The organism is Puniceicoccaceae bacterium (assembly GCA_040224245.1).
Classification (GTDB): domain Bacteria; phylum Verrucomicrobiota; class Verrucomicrobiia; order Opitutales; family JAFGAQ01; genus JAKSBQ01.
This window is the reverse complement of the sequence record JBEGIR010000014.1, coordinates 20,273-43,026: the sequence shown is the minus strand read 5'-3', so window position 1 is coordinate 43,026 and position 22,754 is coordinate 20,273. Positions and strand designations below refer to the sequence as shown.

The following is a 22,754-nucleotide window of genomic DNA, read 5'->3' as shown; positions in this document are numbered from 1 at the left end:
AGAGAGTTTGTGATTTAATAGGTTATTGAATGCACCGACGAATCGGTTGCTTTGAACGGCATTCAATTGGAAACCTTCCAATCGTTCAGCCGGTGATGCTAGAGTTGACGCAAACCAAACACATATTCTTCATTTCCTCAAGGTGAAACATCGGTTTTCCATACGGATTCATGCTTGCTAATACCCTCGAATAAAAGGATTTAGGCCGCGTTCCTTTCCGATTGTAGTCTTGGGTCCATGTCCCGGATAGAGCACATAATCATCCTCCAGAGGAAGAATGTGCTCGGCAATCGATTGCATGAGAACTTCATGGCTGCATCCCGGGAAATCGGTGCGGCCAACGCTGCCCGCAAAAACCACATCGCCCGAAATGACCCATCTCAGATCTGGAAAGACAAACGCCACGCTGCCCGGGCTGTGTCCCGGCACATGGCGAACTTCAACTGTATGTCCCAAAATCGTTAACACCTGTGCATGCTCAAGGTAACCATCGAGTCGAGCGGGCTGAAAGCTCATCCCCGGAATCGAAAATGCAGCCATGCGCTCCGGATGGTTAATAAACCGCTCATCCTCTCGGTGACCATAGACCGGAATTCCTGCTGTATTGAACGCGTGAGCATCGAGCATGTGATCCCAATGTCCGTGGGTGAGCCACACACCAGTCAGCTCCGACTGTGCTCGCTCGAGCACCTTGTCCACCTCCTCATACGCCCCAAAGGGGGCATCAAACAGGGCTGCTTCTCCAGTGCTCTCGTTCAGCAGCAGGTAAGCGTTGGTTCCAATTGGCGGCAGTTCAAAAATTCGGAGTTTCAAAGCATTCATGACAGATGGGCAGGTGCGGAAATCGAGGCGATTTGAGATTCTCACAACTATCCACGCGGCGGAAGCAAAAAACTACCCGTCGCGGACTTTACAACAGAGTTCACAATTCGGATACTGGGATTGCTCAAGTCGAAGTTCCATCTCCAATGCCCCTGATCGCCATCACATCGCAATGCTATGAACGCCTGCTGGAACCGTGGATCGACAACATCCGCTCCGAGCAACAACAACTGGGCGTACACGAAAGTCAGATCCTGGTTCCCAATCATCGCCTCGCTGGTTGGCTCAACCAATCCCTCGCGCAGCATTGCGGGATCAGCATGAATCTTCGCTTTCGCTACATCGATTCACTCTTCGAAAGTTCAGAAGACGGTTCATTGTCCGGACACAACGCACCCGCTTCGCGTAACGCACTCATGATCGAATGGGCCGCATGGATATGGCACGGACTGCAATCCGGAGCATTCGAATCTTTCCATCACCTACTGCAACCCCGTTCCGCTACCTCAACACCCGTCCAACCAATGCAACTGGCCTGGGAATATGCCACTCAGCTGCAACGGCTCGCACTGCACCGGCCCGAATGGCTGCAGCAGTGGGCAAGAAACCTTGTTCCCCCGGGATTGCATACAGAACAGGCGCAGTTACAGCAACGTCTCTATCAATACCTGCTGCAAATGGGGGCGACTCCACACCCATGCGTGTCAGCTCCGCAGAGGGCAACATCCTCGGCACCCCGGGGCCCCAACCTGCATTGTCTGGGTTTCTGGAATTTCCCGCCCAGCGTGTGGCAGGCGCTTGAGGCACAATCTCAGGATCGCACCATCTACCTCTATTTGCCGTTTCCCAGCGCTGCATTCCTGGTCGATCTCACCCGCCAATCCCTCAGGGAACCCCAGATTCTGGATCTCGATTCCCCGGTGCATCCGACACGGTATGAACTGCTTTCAAAGCTGGGGCAACGGGCGCGCGCGATGCAGATGAATCTGCTCGACCGTGAACTCCAGAGTATGGAGTATTTTTCCGAACCCTACTCCCACACAGATGCAACGCGGTTGCAGCAACTTCAATCCCACCTGCTCGACCCGGAGCGAAGTCCCAACCGACTGCACTTTCTTCCCTTTTCCCAAGATCACAGCATTCAAGTGCACAGTGCCTGCAATCCGCGCAGGCAGGTTGAAATTGCAAAAGCCTGCATCCACCGCTGCCTCACAGAAATCCCAGATCTGAAGCTTGAATCCATCCAGGTGGTCGCACCGGACATCACCCCTTTTCTGCCCGCCATCAACGAAATCTTTGGAGGCGAATCGGAAAAAAACCATCTGCCTTACCACATTCAACGCACCAGCGAAGCCGAAGAGAGTCCGGGCATTCGATCCGTGCTCGAATTGTTCACTTGGCTAACCACCGACTGGGAACGCCCGGCCTTGCTCGACTGGCTCGCAACCGAACCCGTTCGGGAATCATTCGAATTTTCGCTTCGCGATCTGGAACTGATGGATTACTGGACCCGGGCGGCGGGCATTTTTCGGGGCAACCCTGCCCAAGGAGCCGACACTGGCGACATCAGCTGGGAGCGGGGCCAATCCCTGCTGGTTCAGGCCTACGCTGGAGAGCTGCAACCCGATGCCATCGGATTCCACGCATTCGCTGCAGATCCGCCTTACGATCATTCCGAAACCTTTTACCGCTGGGCAAATCTCTACGACTGGCTCAAACAGTGTGCCGTTGCTCTTCGCTCCGCGCCCTTTTCGATGGAAACCTGCTGTGAGGTTTTCACCCGAATCGCCAATCGCGTGATACCCCCAAGTCGGGAGTTCGAAAAACAGGTCTTGCTGAGCACACTCTCCCGCCTTCGTGAACAATGGCCACTGACAGAGGCCATCGAGCTTTCCGTCTTTCGATACCTGCTGCGCAAGTCCCTGCCACAGCTTCCTCCACCACAGGTCATGAACCGCAAGTCCGGCATCGCCTTTGCTTCCATTCAGGCCGAAGAACTGACGCCCTGCCGCATTCGCATCCTCATGGGCATGAATGAGCGGGATTTCCCCACTGCGGACACCGAACGCAGTCATGATTTACTGCAAACCGGAAACCCACAGCCCGGCGATCCTTCACTGCGCGAGGATGGCCGATACTGGCTGCTCCAGTCGATCCATCAAACCCGGGATCAATGGATTGTGATTTACGAGGGTCAGGATGCATCGGGTACCACCACTCCGTTGCTTTCCCCTGCCGTACAAGCGATTCTGGATGCATTGCCTTCACTTTTGGAAACCCCTCCTGCAGAACCCGTCGTGCCCGTCATCCAACATCCTCGCTTTGCCTACGATGCCGAATGCTTCGGAACAAATCCCTGGCTGCGCCACACATCCGGATATGACTTCGCAGTAGCACAGGCACTCCAGCAAGCTGGGAAATCCACAACACACACTGTTAGCCTGCCCACCGCCAACCCATCCCTGACGGAAGATCTGACCATCTGGGATCTCGCCCGGTTCTTCAGGCACCCCAATCAATTCGTTTGTGAACAATGCCTTGGCATGCGCTTCCCTGACACTTTTGACGACACCCCCATGCACGAACCGCTCCTGTGGTTCGGAGCGGGTGCCTCGTATGCCCTGCGATCTCATTTGCTAAAGGCACAGGCAAAGGGCCTGTCCCGAAGCGAACAATTTACCCTGATTGAATCCCACGCAGCGCAACTTCCCGGCAAACTGTGCGAACTGGGGTTCGATGCGATTCTGCAGGACCTCACAGGAACCCGAACGCTGGTGGATCCAGACCGACTGCATCTTCTGGACAGTCAGGGCATTGTCGCAACCGAACTCGAAGTCATGCCCGGACATCGACTCGCTTGCGCTGCCCTGGCGGAGCCTCTTCCTTCCAATGCATTTCTGGCCGCTGTACACGGCTCGCGCAAAGCCGAAAAATACGAGATCGAGGCATGGGTTCACCTCTTGGCAATCTGGGCACAGCAAACACCGGAGCATCGACGCAGCTTCGTCCTGCTCCACCGCGATGCGAGCTTGTGGCTGCAACCTCCGTCGAATCCCGAAAGCATACTTCGTGAGTTGTTTGAACTCTACCTCGAGTTCGGCAGCGGACCGGTTCCGTTTTTCCCTGCCACAAGCAGCTATGCACTTCGAAAACCGGAAAAACGGAACTCGATTGCGCAAAGCACTGCCTGGGAAGGAGAACGCGGTGAAAAATATGATCCGTATAATGAATTTCTCTTTCGTGGGGTATCGCCTTTTGAAACCCAGTTCGACGAGCTTGCACATGCGATTCTCAGTCCGCTCAGTTCAAGCCGTATCCAGAATCCGATGTGATGAGCACACTGATGAACCCACAACGCCTGGATCTCCGTCATTTTGTTCCTGCTCCGGGAATCACACTCATCGAAGCGAGTGCGGGCACAGGTAAAACCCACAACATTACCCACATCATCTGTAATCTGATCGCCTCGGGAAAATGCCGACTGGACCAGGTGCTCGTGCTCACGTTCACCGAAAAGGCCACGCAGGAGCTTCGCGACCGTACGCGGCGTGCATTGCAGGAGCAGCTACAGGTCCATATCCAATGTGGAAATGATCGGGAAATCCGCAGCCTGAGCGAAGCCATTGACCAGTTCGACTGTGCTGCGATTTATACCATACACGGTTTCTGTAATCGCATTTTGCGGGAGTTTTCCGTGGAAGCAGGGCTTGGCAGTGAGTTTGCAATTCTTCAGGACGCCCGGTCATTCGAGGATCAAATCGAGATCGAGGTTGCGCGTTCGGTGCAGGCGAGCGCAGCCCACAATCCTTGGATTGCATTGGGAATGAATGCGCTGGAACTCAAGTCCAACTTTTTTCGCAATGCGCTGCGCCTCAAGGAGTCGGATGACTTGAAATTCACATCTGGGAACTCACCCCAAACGAACCTTCAGCAGTGGTTCACCCATGAATTTCAACACCTGCAATCTGCATGGAAACAGGATCGCGATGCCATTCGGGCAGAGTTGCTTTCCGACACACCCCCTCTCAAAAAATCCCGAAACTGCTACAAGCCCGAACACATGCAGCTGGCATTCGAGAACTTTGACCGTGTCTTCTCGGGAGTCCCGGCACACCTGTCTTTTCTCACCGAGCTTCTTCCCTTTCAATACTCCAGCATGGTTGAACAGCTGCGCAAGGGGCAGTCAATTCAGCAGTTATCCTTCTACCTTGCCCTCGAAGCCCTGCCAGAACAGCTCGATTCCCTTGCGCAATTCCTGATCACCCACGCTCTCGAGGTCAGGGATCAGCAAGTGGAACGGCTCGTGCAAGAACAGCAAACCCTTCGGTTTGATGAACTGCTGCGTTACGCCAGAGAGATCGTGTGCATGCCTGACGGCCACTTCGCTAAACACTTGTACGATGCCTACCCCTATGCGCTCGTAGATGAGTTCCAGGATACCGATCCCACTCAATTTGCCATTCTCGACCGGATTTTCCTGCAACCTCCTTCAGGACTCGCACCCCGTCCTCTGATTTTGATTGGTGACCCGAAGCAGGCGATCTACAGCTTCAGGGGAGGTGACATTTTCACATATGGACTGGCAAAGTCCAAGGCCCAGCAAATCTTTTACCTCGACACCAATTGGCGCTCCAGTCCTGCGATCAATGACGGTGTCAACGAACTGCTCCAAGGTCCAAATCCCTTTCATTTTGAGTGGATTGACTATCAGCCCGTCAATTCAGCGCCCCGCAATCATGAATCCTGTCTGCTCACTCCCCGTTCGGATGCGGAGACGCTCCGATCCAGCGGCATTGAGTGGCGTGTGGTCGATCCTACCCACGGTCCCCATGCCAGCATTCAGGAAACTGCTGAGGATATTCGCCAATTGCTCGAGCGACCTCACTTTCTGCACACCGCCTCCGGGTTGCGCCCCCTCCGTCCAGGTGATATCGCAGTTCTCGTTCCCGACAACAAAAGCGGGGGCCGCATGCATGAGGCGCTTGGTCAGCATCGTATCCCTTCCACTCTGTTTGGTGGAGCCAGTGTGTTCCAAACGCCAGAAGCCCTTCATCTCAGTGCCATTCTTGAAGCCGTTCACCAACCTCGTGATTTCCAGCAAATCCGGGCGGCACTCTCAGCGAGTTGTTTTGATCCAAACCTGCTCAATCAGGCAACCGAGGACAACCATTGGGCTGAGATTTTGCGAGCCTTTGCCCACGCAAACCAACTCTGGCAACTCCATGGTCTCGAAGCCGCCTTCGCTGATCTGGACCAACGTTTTGAATGGAGGCTTCATCTGTCCCGGTCCACTGCAGCAGATCGGGCACTTGCCAACCATCAGCAATTGCGCCACCTCCTCATCGCCGAAGCCTGCAACACAAACCGGGGGCCACACCGACTGTTGCAGTGGTTACAGGAGCAGATCCGCGAACCCAACCGCCAAGACCCGGAGCAACTGCTGCAACTCAGTTCGGATAAAGACGCCATCACCATCCTCACGATGCACAAATCGAAGGGTCTCGAATATCCAGTAGTTTTTATCCCCATCCTGCCTCAGAAAGCCAAGCGACGCTCCGAGTTCCCAAGACAATTTCATGATCCCAGCTCCGGAAAGCTGCGAACCAGCCTGACCCGGCTCAGCACTTCCGAAAGCGATGCAACCGCATTTGCCAACGAAGTCTTTGGTGAAGCACTCCGCACCCTCTACGTCGCCATCACCCGTGCAGAAGTGTTGTGTACCCTCTATCTGGATCCCGATATGATCGAAAGTTCGGCTCTCGACTTCTGGCTCCCTGCAGGCGAAGACCTCTCATCCCGGCTAAGTGCTTTGCATCATCGTGCAATGCATGCTCCAGCATCGGAGATCCAGCAGTCGCAGTTACAAACCCTCATTCACTCGCAACAAACCTGCTTGCCCGTCGAACTGCTACCCCCCGATTCGCCTCCTGTAACTCCGGCACCTCTGGCACACCTGAGCTTCACGGGCATCGCACATGGAGTGCTGAACCGGGATATCCCGGACAGCGACGAACCCGAACTGTTGGAGCGTCGCCCTGAAGCCGCTCAACCCACAGCCCCATTGTCACTCAGCATCGCCAATTTTGATCGCGGTACCCAAGCCGGATTAATGTTTCACGATTTGCTCGAGCATTTGCCCTTTCAGGATGCGTCGTCCTGGCCGGAACATGTCAAGACAAGTTTGAGACGCTATGGATACGAGTCGGACCGCTGGACTCCCGTGCTGTTGCCGTGGCTTCACGATCTCGTCAACAGTTCGGTGCAGATGCCGGATGGCGTTTCCCTGTGCTTGGGAAATCTGCAGGAGTCTGACTGTTTCCGCGAAACTGAATTCAGCGTGTTCACGACCTGGGGAAATGAAGCATGGAACGGTTTGAGGCAACTCGTAGCGCGCTCCAGCTGGCTGCAACAGTTTTCCTTTGAATTGCCCGACACCCCGATTCATTGGGATGACCGCAGCGCATTTCTCAATGGGGTGGTGGATTGCTGGTGTCGCTATCAGGGCAAATACTACCTGCTCGACTGGAAAAGTAACTACCTTGGTTCAGAGCCAGATGCCTACACCGCCAATGCAGTGGCAGCGTCCATGCAGGAACATTACTATCACCTGCAATATCTGCTCTATATCTGCGCCCTCAACCGCTACCTGCGCTGGGTCGACCCGAACTATCTCGATGAACGCGACTTTGGTGGAGTTGCCTATGGTTACCTGAGAGGAATCCAGAGTGAGGTGCCCAACGCAGGGTGGTTTACCGCACGACCGCCTGGTGAACTTGTCAGTGCCATGGAAAAGCTGCTTCCGTTTCCTGAACTTCAGCTGAAAGGAGGAATCTCATGACTGCAATTCCATCCCGGCTCCTCACATCCATGCGTTATTGGATGGATTTGGACGGCAATGCGCTCTTCGACTCCATGGACCTGCAAATCGCGGAATTGGGCATGAAGCACCTTGGACCTGAGGCAGATCCCTCACATCTGCAGCACGCCGCATTTCTCTTTGCATGGTGTCACCGTCTCACAAGGCAGGGACATCTTTTGCTCGATATCCAGGAACTGCCATCCGACCTACCCGAATCCTGTCAACCGATCCCCACACCAGAAGCGATTCATCACCTACACGAATCGCTCCCGCCCAGCTTCAATGATAACAGGCAAAATCCCATCGTCTGGGAAACTCCCGGGGTCCTCTACTTGCGTCGACTCTGGCAAGCGGAACGCCAATCTGCCAGCCAGCTTGTCCAGATGGCTGCACAGCCCATGCTCAACGATCTGCAATTACGGGACATTCCGCTACCCGACACGCTCACAGACACACAGATTGAAGCGTGCAGGGCTGCACTTACACAACGCCTCTTGCTTCTGTCTGGAGGACCGGGAACCGGCAAAACCTTCACCATTTTTCAGATTCTGCGTACCCTTAGCCGCCACTGGCCCAATGCCCGCATCCAATTGCTCGCTCCCACAGGCAAAGCCGTTGCGCGAATCCAGGAATCCATCCGAAACTCCCTTGCCGTTGAAGATGGAAGCGATCCTTTCATCCACTCTTCGCAGGTGCAGGCCGCTACGCTGCACCGCTTTCTCCGTAGTCGTGAGTCCCGCTTCTCACGCAGCCCCATGTTTCCACGCCCAGTCGAACCTGTGGACGTGATCATCGTGGATGAGGCATCCATGGTCGATCTCACGCTCCTGTATCGCCTCCTGGGCAGTCTCGATGCAGGCAGTCGACTCATTCTCATGGGCGATCCTTACCAGCTCGCATCTGTTCAACCGGGAGCCGTATTTGCTGATGCATGCGAGGCATTTCGCGCCCATCCGTCAACAACCTTGGAGCTTCGGGCACCCTTTCGATTCAAGTCGGACTCAGCACTTCATGAGCTGTGTGAAGCTATTCGCGCAGGCGATGCACAGCGAACCCTTCAATGTCTGCGATCCGATTCGGAAAACGCTGCAATCCGATGCGTGGATCCCACTCAGCCCGACCACGTGGAGCGCACCCTTCGGGAATGGATCTCCCGCAACCTGCTGCCAGCTGCGATGGAGCTGGACCCCGCTAATGCCGCTGCGCTTTATGCACGATGCATGGTACTCTGCGCACAGAATGAGGGTCCGCTGGGGGTACACACCCTCAATCAGACGCTTTTGCGGCACTGTCGACACCATGTGATTCACTCTACCCGGCCGGAAATTCCAGCGTTCTTCTGGAAGCCCATCATGATCCGCAGGAACGATCCCGTGCTCGGATTATTCAACGGTGACGTGGGAGTTACCCAACAATTTCTCACCCCCCATCCTGCAGGAGAGGCCATCGCGTGGTTTAACAGCCCAGATGGAACATCCCGCTCACACGCAGTGCATCTGCTTCCCGAGCACAGCGATGCTTTTGCGTACACGGTTCACAAGAGCCAAGGATCGGAGGCCAACGAAGTGTTACTGCTGTTGCCAGAACGAATCAACCCGGTCCTGACACGGGAACTGCTCTACACTGCCGTCAGCCGTGCGCGCCAACACATCACATGGGTAGCGAATGAGTCGATCTGGCGTCATTGCATTTCCACCCCCACCAAACGAAACAGTCGGTTGCGCCAACGCATCGAACTGGAATGGAATCACACCACCCGTCAGGCAACAACTCCAACTGACCCTGACAACCCGTCACTTTGAAGCAGGAGAACTGACCCTCAGGTCAAATCAACCAGGGATCAGGCGCGTACCTGGAGGTTTGGGCCGAACCTTGAACGCAGACGGGATCTTTTGCGAGAGTGCCCACAGTGTCGGAATTTCGATCAAGTAGGGTTTGATGCGCTCTGGATTGGGAGCCAGCGAACCACTGGGCAATCGCGTTGGGGAATGACCAAATGCACTCACCGGAAAATAGAACACCTGACGTGCAATGCTCTCCGCATTGGCAACAATGGTCGGAGCAAGTTCAAGCAGCAGTTGCCTCACAAGATTGGAATTGTGCAATAAAGCTTCTTGGCTGAGCAGATTTCCTTCAATCGGTTGCCGGAATTGGGTGCGGTCAATCAAAGACATCCAAATGTCACATTTGCCTAACAGGATGGCGAGGGGCTTCTGAATCTTCTCGTTTACCGACAACCCCAATGCCTTGTGGATGCGAATCTCCAGTTCGGACAACAGGACATCCTGCTGATCAATGCGGCCCTGTTGTTTGAGCTGCGGATCCGGATGAAACTGCAGGCGTTGTCGAAATCCTGGCAGGGTCGTCGGATCAACGAGGAAAAACAGCGCATCCGCCGAAGCTACATGCTGGGCGCCCGGAGAAACCGATGTCTCGATTCCGGGTTCAAAGTGTTCACCAGCATTATCGTAGAACACCATGTTGCAAAGTCCCTCATGCGATTCGGAGCGCGCCAGAGTGTAAATAAAAGGTCGGGGGTAGGCCAGAACGCGCTCCCCACGCTTGATCTTGAGATACATCCTCCCTTCCATCTGTGTTTTCATGAGTGCCGCCTGTTCAATGCTGCCCCCTCCAAAAAGACAGTTCTTCATGTCATTGAGTGGAGCATTCTGAGCGGGATCCGCATCCTTGAGCACCATGCCAAACTGGTGAAAGAGCGAATTTTGAAGCGCATTGATCAAAATGCTGAGGTAGTTCGATTTCCCGGATCCCGGAGCACCGACGATGGAAAAAATAAATTGCGGTAGTTCGAGAAACCCCTGTGGGAGTCGATGGCGCGTGTGAGGGTCCGCAATTGCGGAACAGGAATTCCCATAGGCATCGATGGCATTCCCTTCCCGATCAAAGCGTGTGCTGAGAAATCGGGATAGCTCATGGGTTCCGAGCACCGGATCTCCCATCATCCGCTCATCCACAGCAATATGCATGATATCACCGTAGTCGAAACGCTCCCAGCAAAAGGGAGAGAGCAGGGGACCATCCAGTGGTTCAGTGCCAGTTTCATCGAGGGCAAGATCGATGCGACCTCCTGTGGAAAACGGATTTGGATCCGCATCCTCAGATTCAATATCCGACTCCTTCTGAAGATTTCGGAACATCGGCATGCGCGCGATCTGATGCAATGTAAATGCTCCCTCCATGCCTTCAATGCTCACCCCCATGTGGTTCCACTCGAGCGTCTCCGAAGCAATATGGGCACAAAGTTCCTCAAAACTGAATTCCTTGCCCTTTTGATCCTCGCGAAAATCAAAGAGAAACCAGCGTTTGACATCCAAGCGCTCAAGCCATTGCAGTGACTCGCAAGCATAGCGAAACACAAACAGGTGATCATCGACCTGCAGGTGGTATTCAACCCCTGGTTGCAACTGCTGATCCTCGTCCCACTCCCGTGAGAATAACAAAGAAGCATGGTTGGGAGCTACGGACCCCTTGCGCAGCATCACCGTGCCCGACTCCGTTTCAAAATAGAAGGCACGGGGCGGATCCTGTTCACGATGTTCTCCGTGGCTCCATTCCCCCGTCAGGTGAAAATGCGCGGGCAGGGCCTCCAATACCGTCGACTCTCCAGACACCAGCTCCAACAGCACAATGCTGTTTTCGGGTAGTCCATCCTGGGCGAAGAGCGTTTTGAGATTCATAGGTCGATCCGATTGAGTCGGCTCAGGAAGCAGTGCGGTATTTCATAACGCACTCGATAAAGGCGTCAAACCTAAGATTCGGCTCAAAAGTGAGATGAGCGAAGCGGTGGGCGGACTCTGCCATGGAACGCCAGCTCGCTTCATCCATCAGCACTGAACTTACGGCCTTCCCGAATTCCTGCATGTCTCCTGGAGGTACAAGCAAGCCAGACTGCCCGTGCAGCAGGCATTCCCCTACACCCGCCACCTCAAATGCCACCACCGGAAGTCCTGCATATTGTGCTTCAACCAGCGCATTCGGGAGCGATTCCTCCAGCGATGGACTGATGGCAAGATCCGCCTGCGCGAGCAACTCGGGGATATCCCGGCGATAGCCTGCAAAAACGATGTTCGCATCGAGACCCAAGCTCCGGACAAGCTTTTGCATCCTGCCCTGGAGAGGTCCTTCCCCCACCAACGTGAGGGTTAATCCCTTAAACCGGGTGAGCAAGATCGGCATGAGTCGAATCAACGATGCATGGTTCTTGCCCGGAACAAAGGCCGCTACATAAATCAAGTGCCCGTTCGCTGAACGAGGACGGGTGTGTCGCGGCGCCAGTGCATCGATATCACTTGCACGCAGGCAGGGGTTCGGGTGCACTGCAATGCGATTCCGAGCGATGCCAAGCTGCTCCAGTCGGCGGGCAGCGAAGACACTGTTGCAACAAATCAGCGGCGCGGATTTGAGCGATTTTTGATAGGCACGCGTAAAAGGACGTCCGGTGCGAACAGTCGAGACAACCAGCGTATTTCTAAGCTTGCGCTGCAGCAGCGATCCAGTTCCGTTCGCATTTCGACCCATGAGCAGCACAATTTCCGGTCGAAGGTTTTGTAACTGCCGAACCAGATCTGGTGCGAACCAGTTGAGGTGAAAGTCGAAAGCCTGCAAATTTTTGACCGCCAATCCCGATTCAAATGCCTGCGAGCGCAACCGCCCCCCTGGTCGGTTGGTCAACACGGTCACTTCATGACCCATATCGAGCAGTCGCTTCGCCAAGTAGAGACTCTGGGACTCTGTCCCACCCACACGCAGATAATCCTGATAAATGACTATCCTCACCGGGACACCACCGATTTGAACAGCAAACTAACATTTGCCCCGCCAAATCCACTGCTGTTGGACAGCGCAATGGTGGGTCGAAAATCATCATTTGCCTGTAGCACTCGCAATTGTCCTACCTCTGGATCCGGTTTCTCAAGGTGAGCAGTTCCAGGACAAAACCCTTCCTTCAAAGCTACCAGTGTTAGCCCCGCCTCCAAGATCGACGACAGCGACAGTCCATGCCCTGTCAATGCCTTCGTCGCACTTATGCGCACACTCGGAGCTTCTCCAAAGACAGTGCGAATCGCCCGCAGTTCGGCAACATCACCGGAGGGCGTTCCCGTCGCATGTGCGTTAAGATAATCGACTTGAGCGGGACCCACATCGCTCGATTTCAATGCCAACTGCATGGCTCGCGCGAGTCCTTCACCATCGGGTTCAGGCAATACCGCACTGTATCCATCCGAAGTCTGAGCCCAGCCAAGCATTTCCATGAGTGGGGCAGCATTACGAGTCGTAATCGAAGTTTCCGATTCCAGAATCAATGCAACTGCCCCGCCAGTTCCGACAAATCCACTTCGGTCCACGTCAAAGGGTTTGCTGGCCTTCAATGGGTCATGCTCCAGCGACATTGCCCTCATGCTGGCGAACGGCAACAAGGTATCCAAATCTCCGTCCTCTGCTCCTACCACAATGATGCGCTCCTGCCTTCCAGCGCGGATTTCGTCAAACGCATACCCCAGTGCATGGCCCGAAGATGCACATGCAGAAACAAATCCACAGGAATTTCCTTTAATTTTGTAGTGCGATACGAGACAGAAATTGAGCGTACCTGCAATGGACGTCACAACTGATTTGGGGCTGAGTCTCTCGACCCCAAGCTCATGCATGCGATTCATGTGATGGCGTAGATTGCGCGGAGAACCTGCCGAAGCGGTGTGAATTCCAGTGTTGGGATCGGAGAGTGTTTCTGCATGCAATCCGGCCTGCTTCAATGCCTGCTCGACCGCACAGTAGGCATACAATCCATGAGGAGCCAGAGAGCGCAAAAGGTTGCGCGAAGGTCGATAGTTCTTGGGATATACCCAATCTTCAGGATCGTCCGATTCGAGATCAAACCCCTTGATCGTTCCAACGACCTTGACAGGAATCTTATCAGTATCAAATGCTGGATAGCGTTCAATGCCAGTGGTTTGTGTGCGCAGGCTATCGCAAACTGCATCGTAGGAATTTCCAATGCTAGTGATAAATCCGGCTCCAGTGACGTAAACTTTGTTCATGAATCCAATTCGACTGCTTGGTGATGCAGCAAGTTAAGTTAGTGCAGCAATCAACCTCACCTCAACCCTATTTGACTACTGCCAAGTCGAAACCTTCATTTGACAAACCGGAAATTTCTCGGAATTTGGCCGTATGAATATCAAGGCCTATTTAAAACCCCATTGCGGATGGAGTCGTGGCGTCCGCGCGATCATGGAAAAATATCAGCTCAACTACGACGATATCGACATCATTAATAATCCATCAAACTATGCAGAAATGGTGGAGAAGTCGGGACAACCCCTCTCCCCTTGTGTTGAAATTGAAGGTGTAATGCTTGCGGATGTGAGCGGCGAGGAGGTGGAAGCCTACATGCTCGAAAATGGATTGGTTCAACCCAACGACGCCAAACCTTCGGTTCCCATCAACGAAGCTTGTTCCGATGAGGAACACGAAAAGATGCGCAGCCAGACGATTCGGTTCTTCTGATTACAAGACTCTTGATAACAAAACCAGAGCACGCCTGCAGGAGGCGTGCTTTTTTGTTGTACTTTGCCTGAATTCGGGTGAAGCGAACGCTTTACAGCCAGGGTTAACCCGCACTACGCTTTTGAGCATGCTGTCGCCATGGAATTCGGTCACAAGCGAATTGAAGCAGCGGTTTCCGCAACACGTTCATACTGACGTCGAAACCCTCTATTCCAATTCCTTTGATGGTCTCAAGATCAGTTTTCTGCCTCAGGCCGTGATTCGTCCTGATGAGGTCGGCATGATCGCACCGGTACTACGCCTTGCAAACCAGCATCGCATCCCGGTGACCACCCGCGGAGTGGGTTCCACGCTCACGGGCGCCGCCACACCTGTAAACGGAGGATGGGTGCTGGACCTGCACCAGCTCAGCCAGATCGAGATCGATCCGGTTCACCGGATTGCCAACGTGCAGTGTGGTGCCGTTGTGAAGGATATTCAGGACTCAGCAGCAAAAGTGGGGTTGTTTTACCCACCCGATCCATCCTCCTACAAGTGGTGCACGATCGGAGGCAATATTGCATGCAATGCAGGAGGTCTGCGCTGTGTAAAATACGGCGTCACCCGCGACTACGTGATGGGACTAAAAGGATTTCTCGCTGATGGCAGTGAGGTGGAATGGGGCAAACCTGTGCGAAAATTTGCAACAGGCTACAACCTTCGGGATCTCTGGATCGGATCGGAAGGGACATTGGGGATCATCACATCCGCTACCCTGAAGTTAATTCCACTGCCCACACACCGTCGAACCGCCTTGCTCGGCTTCCGCTCAGAAAAGGCAGCCCTTGATGCAACGCTGGACTTGATGACGAGCACTCTGACACCTTCCATCCTGGAGTTCATTGATACGCTCAGTGTCCGTGGAGCTCAGGAATCCATCGGGTATCCGCTTTTCGAGGATGATTCTGATATTTGCGTGCTGCTTGTCGAAATCGATGGAACGGACGCGCATTTGCTGGATGCAGAGTTGAACTCCCTCAGGCGTTGGATGGACCAGCATTCATCCCTGCAGAGTATTGCGGCAAGCGAAGCTGAGGCAGAAGCCCTTTGGACGGTACGCCGACAATGCTCGGGGGCCATGTTCAAACTGGGAAATTCGAAACTCAATGAAGATGTTGTGGTGCCTCTCAGTAAGATGCAGGACCTCATTGCGCATGTCTCGCTTCTGCGCGAAACCCACCACGTCCCTATCGCTGTATTCGGACACGCCGGAGACGGCAACCTTCACGTCAACATCATGTACGACCGCGAGGACAAGGAGATGTCGCTTCGGGCGCAAAACTGCCTCCAATCGTTAATGGAAAAGGTAGTCGACCTCAATGGTGCTATCAGTGGAGAACATGGTGTTGGATTGGCCAAATCCCATTTCATGGAACTGCAATTCAATGAGGCCCAATTGCGTCTGATGCGTGAGATCAAAGCCGTCTTCGACCCCAATGGTATTCTCAATCCTAGAAAATGGTTCGAACCCTTCTCTCCGTGGAACTACCAAAAGGAATCATTCCGATTTCCCTGGGATAAGCATTAATGGAATAAAAAAAGGGACGCTGTCTACCCCATAAACAGCGTCCCACTTATTTTCTACTTTATTCTGTTACCCCAAAACTCTCCTAAGAGAGAAATAATATAATTGAATTCATAGCACAGAGTTTTGGGTGCGCAAGTCTTTTTTTAAGAAAATCGAAAAAAAATACCATCTCCGATTTGGAGACGGTATTTTGTGAACAAAGAACCTTTGTTTGTTAACCCTGGCGGGCAGCACGCTCCACGCGAAGCAGGAAATCCTGCACGTTTTCGCGGTAGTCGATTTCCTGAGCACGGCGCAACATGCGGGCAGCGTCTTGGTACTTGCGCATGCGCACCAGCAACTTGCCATGTTCCACATAAGCTTGAGCAGCAAAATCCGTTACGTTGGCAGCACGCTCATACATCGTGGTCGCCTTCTGGTAGTCCGGTGTTTCCAGCCCAGCGTAGTATAGACCCAGTTCGATCAGAGCGCGACCGTTCATCGGATCTTCGAGAACGATTTTTTCAAGAATTTCAGAAGCCTGATCCATGTCGTCCAATGCGCGCAGACAGGTTGCCTCGAGCACCAGAAGATTCAGGCGTTTGTCCTTGTCAGCCTCAATATCACGGCTGAAGCGATCCCGCAGACGAGCAATCAAGTCCATTGCTTCTTCATAACGACCAACCGCCGCAAGTGCGTTGGTGGAATTGTAGAGTGAATCAAAGCGAGCCCCATTGGTTTCGATCGCGCGCTTATAGACGTCGTATGCGACATCAAACAACTGGTTGTTGAAATAAATGGAGCCAAGCATCTCAAGACTCTGTGCATCTGAACGACCCATGCGGTCACGAATTTCCAATACTTCCGCTGCCTCAAGGGGACGCTCGAGTCCGACATAGACATTCGCCTGGTATTTCCAGAATTCTGCGTTGTTGGGTTCAGCGGCAATCAGGGTGCGGAGCAATGCGTTGGATTCTTCGTAGCGTTCCTGGAACATCATGCACTGGAACAAATTCAATTTCCAGTTCTTGTCCTGGGGTTCCATCAGCAGAGCATTGCGGAAGGCAGATTCTGCTGCGATGTAATTTTCCTGGTTCATGTAGGCCACACCCATCATGCCGTAGAGTTGTCCAGAGACTTCACCCAAGGCAATCGTGCGGGAAATCGGCTCCAGCGCCTGTTCCCCACGGCTGGTGGTCATGTAAATCAGTGCCAGGTTTTTCCATGCACGACGGTAATTTGGAAAGCGCTTGATCGCAGCCGTGTAGGCTTCTTCCGCCTGAGCAGTGCGCGAGTTCTGAAGGTAGATGTTTCCGATCAGAAAGAAGATTCCAGCCGAAGCATCCTCCTTGCGGCTGAGTTCCTGAAGAATCGGAATCGCTGCCATCGGATTGTTTCCCTGTAGAATGGGCAACAGCTGGTCACGGATGACGATTTTTTCTTCGTTGGTAAATTCCGGCTCCAATTCCTGCAAGGGAATGTAGGAACCGAGGAAGGCGTCACGGAAAGCCGGGTCAGCCCACTTCTGGGCGGCCATCTGATTCAGGGTCGCAGTTTCAATCGGCAGCTGTCTCAAGTCTGCCTGGGCCGACAGACTGAGTCCTGCAGTGGTAGTTGCTATGAAGAATAACAGTTTTTTCATGTTTAAAGGTTCTTTTTTAAATGGGTTAGTTCACTTTGAAGATCAGCGGAGCGCGGACCCTCACCTTCACGGCCTCGCCATCCTTTTTACCTGGGGTAAATTTCCAACGGCGAATCGCGTCGATTGCCGGTTTTTCAAATTCCATGTGTGTGGACTTTTCCACACGAGGCGCAACCACGTTACCTTGTTCGTCTACGACGAATACAACCGTCACGCTGCCATTGATCTTCTGTCGCTTCAGCGCAGGCGGATAGGTGGGTTCGATTTGTCGGGTCGGAACGGGTTTCTCTTCCACATCACCGATTTCAAAAATGATGTCGGAAGTTCCCAATGACTCGGCATCCAGACTCAAGTCGATGGCAAACCCAGACATATCCCCCATGCTGGGGTTCAGGGCCAGATCGAGTTGATCGAGGGAAAGTCGCGGTGGCTCCTTCTCCATTTCCATCTGCTCCTGCTCCTCTTCCTGTTTGGGCGGAGGTGGGGGTTCCATGTCCAAAACCGGAGGTGGCGGAAGGATGAAATCAATCTCGTTGAGACGGTTGGGATCCTTGAATCCGGTCGAAATCGCCTGGATGAGCGGAATCGCCACAAAGAGTGCGAGAGCCGCAAAAAATCCGGATGCGGTGACCAGTCCTTTGGTGAAAACAGAATCCGGGGTATGAATGGTTTCGATCATAACAAACTTTCTAGGGTTAGGGTACGAACTGCAGTGGTAGGCGCACACGAACTTTGACGGCCTCGCCACCGCGTTTTCCTGGGGTGAATTTCCAGCGACGGATTGCATCGAGCGCTGGTTCCTCAAACTCGACATGTGTCGAGCGTTCAATCGTGGGAGAAAGCACGCTTCCGTTGGTATCGATCACGAAGATCAAAGACACGAGTCCTTCCACATTCTTCCGCTTCAGTACGGCTGGGTAATTGGGTTGAATACGACGAATCGCACGGGGAATCTCTTCCACATCATCGATCTCAAAAATGAGGTCGTCCGTTCCCAATGACTTGGAATCGATGCTGAGATCCACGTTGAGTCCGCTTCCCACATCCCCCATGCTCGGATTCAGCGCCATTTCCAGCTGATCGAGTGACAACCGGGGAGGTTCTTTTTCCATCTCCAATTCCTCGGATTCTTCCTCGGTCTCGGGGGGTGCAGGTGGTTGCAGGTCCAATACCTCAGGCGGAGGAATCACAAACGATACTTCGTGGATTTCATTGGGGTTTTTCAGCCCGGTTGAAATCGCCTGAATCATGGGAATCGCTACAAACAGCACAACAGCAGCAATGATGCCGCCCACAATCAGGATTCCCCGAGTTGTGGAAGATGGAGTGGACTCAAGTTGCGGATGCATGGTTCAGGATTCGGATAACACCGTTAGAGAAATTAGTCCTCAGGGTTGTCAGTCCAGGGTTGAAAAGCTGATTTTTTTGGCTCCTGCGAGCTTTGCCTCCTGGTAGACGTTTCGAAAGATTCCATGCTCCGCTTCGCGGTCTGCCTGGATGATCACGGGCATGTCTTCCTCGAGCAGCAGTTGTTTCACGACGTTGCGAACGCCCGAGATCCCAACATCTCTACCTCCATAGACCACTTTGCCTTCCGGGGTGACTGCAATGAGGATACTGTTTTTCTCGAGTCGGACTGAGCTGAACGCCTGAGGCTTGTCCACCTCAACGCCCGAATCCTCAACAAACACAGTCGTCACAATAAAAAAGATGAGCAGGATAAAGACACAATCGATCATCGGTGACAGATCAATTCCGACTTCTTCCTCCTCTACACTGGATCGGCTTAACATATTAAATTTCCTTCCAAAGGGTTATTTAAAGGATATTTTCTCCGCCCCAGCCATGCGAACCTCGCCATATACCTCGGCAAAGATGGTGTGCGGGGTTTTCTCTTCTGCCTGGATGAGAACCGGAATTTCAGGATTGTTGACCCGCATTTGCTCGACCAAACCGCGAACACCCTGCACGCCAATGTCACGACCGCGAAAGCGCACGACACCCTGGGCACTGATGTCCAGCTGAACGATATCAGCGTCATCCAGGGAGTTGGCAGCTCCAGCTGCATCGGGACGGTTCACCTCGATTCCACTCTCCTCCACAAATACCGTCGTGACGATAAAGAAGATCAGCAGAATGAAAACACAGTCGATCATGGGCGAGAGGTCGATGCGCACCTCTTCATCACCCTGATCAGATAATCTACGACCAATTGCCATGGTAAATACTTTCCTTGTGTGGGTTATGAGTCCTTACGCTGGCCAAGCACGAGTCCTTCCATGCGATTGATCGCATCTCCGATTCCCCGCATCCGGCGGCGAATCATCAGGTTCAGGAACAGCCCCGGTAGCGCAATCATCAGCCCGGTTTGGGTCGTGATCAGTGCGGTCGAAATGCCTTTCGCCACCATGTCAACAGTTTGATTGCCACCGGAGGTCGCAATGCCCTGAAACGTGGTCAACATTCCCATCACCGTGCCGAGCAGCCCCATCAATGGAGCTACAGCGACCAGTGATTTGAGGAAGCCCGACTTGCGTTCCACTCCTCCGAGCAACATCTCGCGCAATTCCATGAATCTGCGCCGGACCACATCGGGTGAGCCATGAAACGGACGCGTGTATCGCAATACAATGCCTTCCGTCCCCTCAGCTGTCTCCGGATTTTTCGCCCACTCCACCCATTTGTGCTCGTTTCGATAGTCGATTTTCTTGTTGCGTAGGTAGAAAATCATCTCGAAAGCGACCACAAAAATGAACATCGCGAGCGAGAACAGGAAAACCATCATGATTCCCCCGCTGACCCAGTTGTCCCAGATCGTCTCTTTGATGTATGCAAAATCCATAATTCCGGTTCCTAAGGTTTAAGACCGCTCTAACCGAAACTTAGTCTTCTTTTACATCGTTGAGGAAGACAATGGAGTCCTGCTCGAGTTGACCCCATTTCGTGCGAGCCATGCGGTTCAGAATTCCGTGAATGATCAAAGACGGAATAGCAACAAACAGTCCGAGCTCCGTCGTAACCAGTGCTTCGGAAATACCTGACGACAGCGAGCGGGCGTCACCCGTTCCGAACACCGTGATCAACTGGAAGGTCTTAATCATCCCCACAACGGTTCCCAACAGTCCCATCAGCGGTGCAGCGGCAGCGATGATGGCCACAAACGGGAGCAGGCTTTCAAGCTTGCGGCGCGCGATGATGATTTTCACCGAAAGATACTCTTCGATCAGGCCACGGGGTTGATCTGCATTGGCAACGGCTTCCTGGAACATGTCTCCCGCAAGTCCACCAAACGATTTTGCCTTCTCCAGTGCCTTCTCTTTTTCGCCTCGTTTCACCATCTCGGCGAGATCCAGCACAAACGAGCCGCTCGGAACGCGGAATGTGGTAATGGTCGCAATCTTGAAAATTCCGATCAGCGCAGTCACCGCACCCAGACAGAGAATCATCATACCCACAAAACCGCCCTTTGCTACGTGCTCGAAGAAGGTGTCCTTGGTTTGCAGGATAGTGAATGCTGCACCAAGCGTCGCATCCATGGGCAATTGCCCGCTGCCATTGTCAATGGTGGAGCCAATTGCTGCCACATTGAAAAAATCAGCCGTGCGAATGGTGGCGTCCGTGACTTCACCCGAAGCCATCTCCAGGTCTGCAACACCTGCAGCAAGACCATTGTCGGAGCGGAAATAAACCGTGGGTCCAATCAATGCAAATTTTCCGGGGATCTTTTCACCCTGATTGATTGCCTTCCCTTCAAAGGTATAGCCACCGATGGTTTCGGAGAGACGATCCAGACCCTTCGCAACCACACCCATCTGGATGTCGAACAATTCCTTCTCGGCAAGGTTTCCAGCGAGTGCTGCGGATTCCGCGTTCTTTACCAAGTCAGCGTAGAGTTGCTTCTCACTGACATGGATCTGTGCACCAAAACTGCGGACAAAGTCACGCAACAGGCCGCCTACGTATTCGATTTCTTCTTTCTTCGAATTGACCTCATTCTGCAGCTGCTGAAGTCCGAGTTCCCGATTGTCTCGCAAGCTCTGCTGGCGGGAAAAATCGTTGTTCAATTTAAGCACGGTTGCCTCAAGCGAGTCCACTTCCTGACTCAGCGGAATGCGCTCGGCTGCAATTTCTTCGCGCAACTGCGCGAGTTCCTGAAGGGCAGACTCAAGGTCGTTATCAACCGATGCAATCGCTTGACTCAAGCTCTGCGCCTGCAATGCACAGACCGCCATGAGCGATGCTGCAGCAAACAAAATTTTCTTTGAATGTTTCATCTGAAAGGTAACAGTTTGGGGTTAGTTGATGGTGACCGGAATCTCAACGAACTCGATATTTGGATTCTTGCGTTGATACATGTCTACGACCTTCCGGACCTGCGGAGCGATTTCCACCATCACTTCTGACTCCCAACCATTGGAAGTCGGGTATTTGTAACCCGCGTAGGTGCTGTTCTGATCTACAAAATAGGCAATGCCCATGCCCCAATAAAGCACATCCACCTGAACTTCCAGGCCGTCATGAGCAACTGTTTCACGGAAAAGGTGAAGCGTTGAGTTGAACTTGCTGGCCGCCTGGATGATACCCACGATGTTCGGAAGGCGTTCACCCACGCTCAGACGACCGGGACGATACGGATCTTCCGGAATGCGGCGCAAGAGCGGATCAATCTGCTGAAGGAAGGCTTCAGGGAAGCGCTTACTCATCTCCTTGATATTGACTTCCATGTCAGCCATCCGATCCCTTACAGAACTGGTTGCAGCTTCCAGACCTTCCTTTTCTTCGGTCAGTTCGGCGCGTCTGGCATCTGCTGCGGATTCGTTCCCTGAAAGTCCAGCCAACTTTTCTTCAACATCTGCAAGCTCCTGCTCCAGCAATTCTTTCGTGGAGAGCAATGTTTCCTTTTGGATTTTCCAATCTGTGCGCTCCTTGGAGATCACCTGGCGTGTCTGCACCCATTTCTGGATTTTTTCACGAGCCAAATCAACCTGCTGAGAGCTTTGCGCGGAGAGTCCACTGGCCAACGCCAACCCAGCAACGATGGGTATAATTTTTCGAATCATAGGTTCTTGTTTCTTAATTGGTAAATGGGTTACAGTTGTAGAATCGATTAGGAAAAACCTAAAGCGGATTAGGGAAAGTAATCCCCCATGAAAAAAGCATAAGAGAAAGGCTTGCAAGCCTTCTTTCTTCAATCGGGGGAAAAGAATTGTGACGTTTTAGGCACACAAATTGTATGGAAATCGAGTTCAGAAAGCAGATGTGAACAGGGTGGGTAATGCAGCAAAAATTCCAGGTCGAAAAAACCCTTCATCGCAGCTATTACGATGGCACTGGAAAAATATTAGAAAGTTTCTCAA

17 protein-coding genes are annotated in these 22,754 nt (G+C 53.1%); 5 read left to right on the top strand and 12 right to left on the bottom strand.

What is annotated here, in order from left to right:
- Window positions 1-177: 177 nt before the first annotated feature.
- The gene (locus ABQ298_02095; GenBank protein MEQ9823155.1) at window positions 178-822 is read right to left on the bottom strand and encodes an MBL fold metallo-hydrolase; all 645 of its coding nucleotides are present in this window, start codon (window positions 820-822) and stop codon (window positions 178-180) included.
- Window positions 823-968: 146 nt separating this feature from the next.
- Here ABQ298_02095 and ABQ298_02090 point away from each other — a divergent pair, with 146 nt between their 5' ends.
- From ABQ298_02090 to recD, 3 genes are read left to right on the top strand one after another with little or no spacing between them, the layout of a single operon-like run.
- The gene (locus tag ABQ298_02090; protein MEQ9823154.1) at window positions 969-4,154 is read left to right on the top strand and encodes an exodeoxyribonuclease V subunit gamma; all 3,186 of its coding nucleotides are present in this window, start codon (window positions 969-971) and stop codon (window positions 4,152-4,154) included.
- Window positions 4,154-7,660 carry a UvrD-helicase domain-containing protein gene (locus tag ABQ298_02085; protein ID MEQ9823153.1) on the top strand — a complete coding sequence of 1,169 codons (3,507 nt, stop codon included), beginning with the start codon at window positions 4,154-4,156 and terminating at the stop codon, window positions 7,658-7,660. Before ABQ298_02090 ends, ABQ298_02085 begins: the two co-directional genes overlap by 1 nt.
- Window positions 7,657-9,483: an exodeoxyribonuclease V subunit alpha gene (gene recD / locus ABQ298_02080; GenBank protein ID MEQ9823152.1), complete on the top strand. Its 1,827-nt coding sequence runs from the start codon at window positions 7,657-7,659 to the stop codon at window positions 9,481-9,483. Before ABQ298_02085 ends, recD begins: the two co-directional genes overlap by 4 nt.
- Window positions 9,484-9,510: 27 nt before the next feature.
- Here the strand turns inward: recD and ABQ298_02075 are convergent, their stop codons facing one another.
- The 3 genes from ABQ298_02075 to ABQ298_02065 are packed head-to-tail and all read right to left on the bottom strand — an operon-like array spanning window position 9,511 to window position 13,740.
- Window positions 9,511-11,379, bottom strand: coding sequence for a hypothetical protein (locus tag ABQ298_02075; GenBank protein ID MEQ9823151.1), 1,869 nt, complete (start codon window positions 11,377-11,379; stop codon window positions 9,511-9,513).
- A gap of 22 nt (window positions 11,380-11,401) precedes the next feature.
- On the bottom strand, window positions 11,402-12,478 hold the full coding sequence (locus tag ABQ298_02070; protein ID MEQ9823150.1) for a glycosyltransferase: 1,077 nt from the start codon (window positions 12,476-12,478) through the stop codon (window positions 11,402-11,404).
- The gene (locus tag ABQ298_02065; protein MEQ9823149.1) at window positions 12,475-13,740 is read right to left on the bottom strand and encodes a beta-ketoacyl-[acyl-carrier-protein] synthase family protein; all 1,266 of its coding nucleotides are present in this window, start codon (window positions 13,738-13,740) and stop codon (window positions 12,475-12,477) included. Before ABQ298_02065 ends, ABQ298_02070 begins: the two co-directional genes overlap by 4 nt.
- Before the next feature lie 133 nt (window positions 13,741-13,873).
- On the opposite strand from ABQ298_02065, the gene ABQ298_02060 reads away from it, so the two are divergent.
- Window positions 13,874-14,209, top strand: a complete 336-nt coding sequence (locus tag ABQ298_02060; protein ID MEQ9823148.1) for a glutaredoxin — start codon at window positions 13,874-13,876, stop codon at window positions 14,207-14,209.
- A gap of 127 nt (window positions 14,210-14,336) precedes the next feature.
- On the top strand, window positions 14,337-15,776 hold the full coding sequence (locus ABQ298_02055) for an FAD-linked oxidase C-terminal domain-containing protein (protein ID MEQ9823147.1): 1,440 nt from the start codon (window positions 14,337-14,339) through the stop codon (window positions 15,774-15,776).
- A gap of 214 nt (window positions 15,777-15,990) precedes the next feature.
- Here ABQ298_02055 and ABQ298_02050 read toward each other — a convergent pair whose 3' ends face one another.
- The 8 genes from ABQ298_02050 to ABQ298_02015 are packed head-to-tail and all read right to left on the bottom strand — an operon-like array spanning window position 15,991 to window position 22,589.
- The gene (locus ABQ298_02050; GenBank protein ID MEQ9823146.1) at window positions 15,991-17,397 is read right to left on the bottom strand and encodes a tetratricopeptide repeat protein; all 1,407 of its coding nucleotides are present in this window, start codon (window positions 17,395-17,397) and stop codon (window positions 15,991-15,993) included.
- A gap of 25 nt (window positions 17,398-17,422) precedes the next feature.
- Window positions 17,423-18,076, bottom strand: coding sequence for an energy transducer TonB (locus ABQ298_02045; protein MEQ9823145.1), 654 nt, complete (start codon window positions 18,074-18,076; stop codon window positions 17,423-17,425).
- 16 nt (window positions 18,077-18,092) lie between these two features.
- The gene (locus tag ABQ298_02040; GenBank protein MEQ9823144.1) at window positions 18,093-18,746 is read right to left on the bottom strand and encodes an energy transducer TonB; all 654 of its coding nucleotides are present in this window, start codon (window positions 18,744-18,746) and stop codon (window positions 18,093-18,095) included.
- A 48-nt stretch (window positions 18,747-18,794) separates the two neighbouring features.
- Window positions 18,795-19,190, bottom strand: coding sequence for a biopolymer transporter ExbD (locus ABQ298_02035; protein MEQ9823143.1), 396 nt, complete (start codon window positions 19,188-19,190; stop codon window positions 18,795-18,797).
- A gap of 21 nt (window positions 19,191-19,211) precedes the next feature.
- Complete coding sequence (locus tag ABQ298_02030; GenBank protein MEQ9823142.1) at window positions 19,212-19,616, bottom strand: biopolymer transporter ExbD; 405 nt, start codon at window positions 19,614-19,616, stop codon at window positions 19,212-19,214.
- Between the two features lie 23 nt (window positions 19,617-19,639).
- Window positions 19,640-20,239 (bottom strand): MotA/TolQ/ExbB proton channel family protein, encoded by a 600-nt coding sequence (locus ABQ298_02025; protein ID MEQ9823141.1) that lies wholly within the window; start codon window positions 20,237-20,239, stop codon window positions 19,640-19,642.
- A gap of 40 nt (window positions 20,240-20,279) precedes the next feature.
- Window positions 20,280-21,671 carry a MotA/TolQ/ExbB proton channel family protein gene (locus ABQ298_02020; GenBank protein ID MEQ9823140.1) on the bottom strand — a complete coding sequence of 464 codons (1,392 nt, stop codon included), beginning with the start codon at window positions 21,669-21,671 and terminating at the stop codon, window positions 20,280-20,282.
- A 21-nt stretch (window positions 21,672-21,692) separates the two neighbouring features.
- The gene (locus ABQ298_02015) at window positions 21,693-22,589 is read right to left on the bottom strand and encodes a DUF3450 family protein (protein MEQ9823139.1); all 897 of its coding nucleotides are present in this window, start codon (window positions 22,587-22,589) and stop codon (window positions 21,693-21,695) included.
- Window positions 22,590-22,754: the final 165 nt, after the last annotated feature.

Excerpts from the sequence above, each read along its gene's own strand:
- recD (MEQ9823152.1), top strand. The coding sequence starts at position 7,657 with ATGACTGCAATTCCATCCCGGCTCCTCACATCCATGCGTTATTGGATG.
- ABQ298_02065 (MEQ9823149.1), bottom strand. The coding sequence starts at position 13,740 with ATGAACAAAGTTTACGTCACTGGAGCCGGATTTATCACTAGCATTGGA.
- ABQ298_02075 (MEQ9823151.1), bottom strand. The coding sequence starts at position 11,379 with ATGAATCTCAAAACGCTCTTCGCCCAGGATGGACTACCCGAAAACAGC.
- ABQ298_02030 (MEQ9823142.1), bottom strand. The coding sequence starts at position 19,616 with ATGGCAATTGGTCGTAGATTATCTGATCAGGGTGATGAAGAGGTGCGC.
- ABQ298_02090 (MEQ9823154.1), top strand. The coding sequence starts at position 969 with ATGCCCCTGATCGCCATCACATCGCAATGCTATGAACGCCTGCTGGAA.
- ABQ298_02050 (MEQ9823146.1), bottom strand. The coding sequence starts at position 17,397 with ATGAAAAAACTGTTATTCTTCATAGCAACTACCACTGCAGGACTCAGT.
- ABQ298_02055 (MEQ9823147.1), top strand. The coding sequence starts at position 14,337 with ATGCTGTCGCCATGGAATTCGGTCACAAGCGAATTGAAGCAGCGGTTT.
- ABQ298_02025 (MEQ9823141.1), bottom strand. The coding sequence starts at position 20,239 with ATGGATTTTGCATACATCAAAGAGACGATCTGGGACAACTGGGTCAGC.
- ABQ298_02040 (MEQ9823144.1), bottom strand. The coding sequence starts at position 18,746 with ATGCATCCGCAACTTGAGTCCACTCCATCTTCCACAACTCGGGGAATC.
- ABQ298_02060 (MEQ9823148.1), top strand. The coding sequence starts at position 13,874 with ATGAATATCAAGGCCTATTTAAAACCCCATTGCGGATGGAGTCGTGGC.
- ABQ298_02085 (MEQ9823153.1), top strand. The coding sequence starts at position 4,154 with ATGAGCACACTGATGAACCCACAACGCCTGGATCTCCGTCATTTTGTT.
- ABQ298_02020 (MEQ9823140.1), bottom strand. The coding sequence starts at position 21,671 with ATGAAACATTCAAAGAAAATTTTGTTTGCTGCAGCATCGCTCATGGCG.
- ABQ298_02095 (MEQ9823155.1), bottom strand. The coding sequence starts at position 822 with ATGAATGCTTTGAAACTCCGAATTTTTGAACTGCCGCCAATTGGAACC.
- ABQ298_02045 (MEQ9823145.1), bottom strand. The coding sequence starts at position 18,076 with ATGATCGAAACCATTCATACCCCGGATTCTGTTTTCACCAAAGGACTG.
- ABQ298_02035 (MEQ9823143.1), bottom strand. The coding sequence starts at position 19,190 with ATGTTAAGCCGATCCAGTGTAGAGGAGGAAGAAGTCGGAATTGATCTG.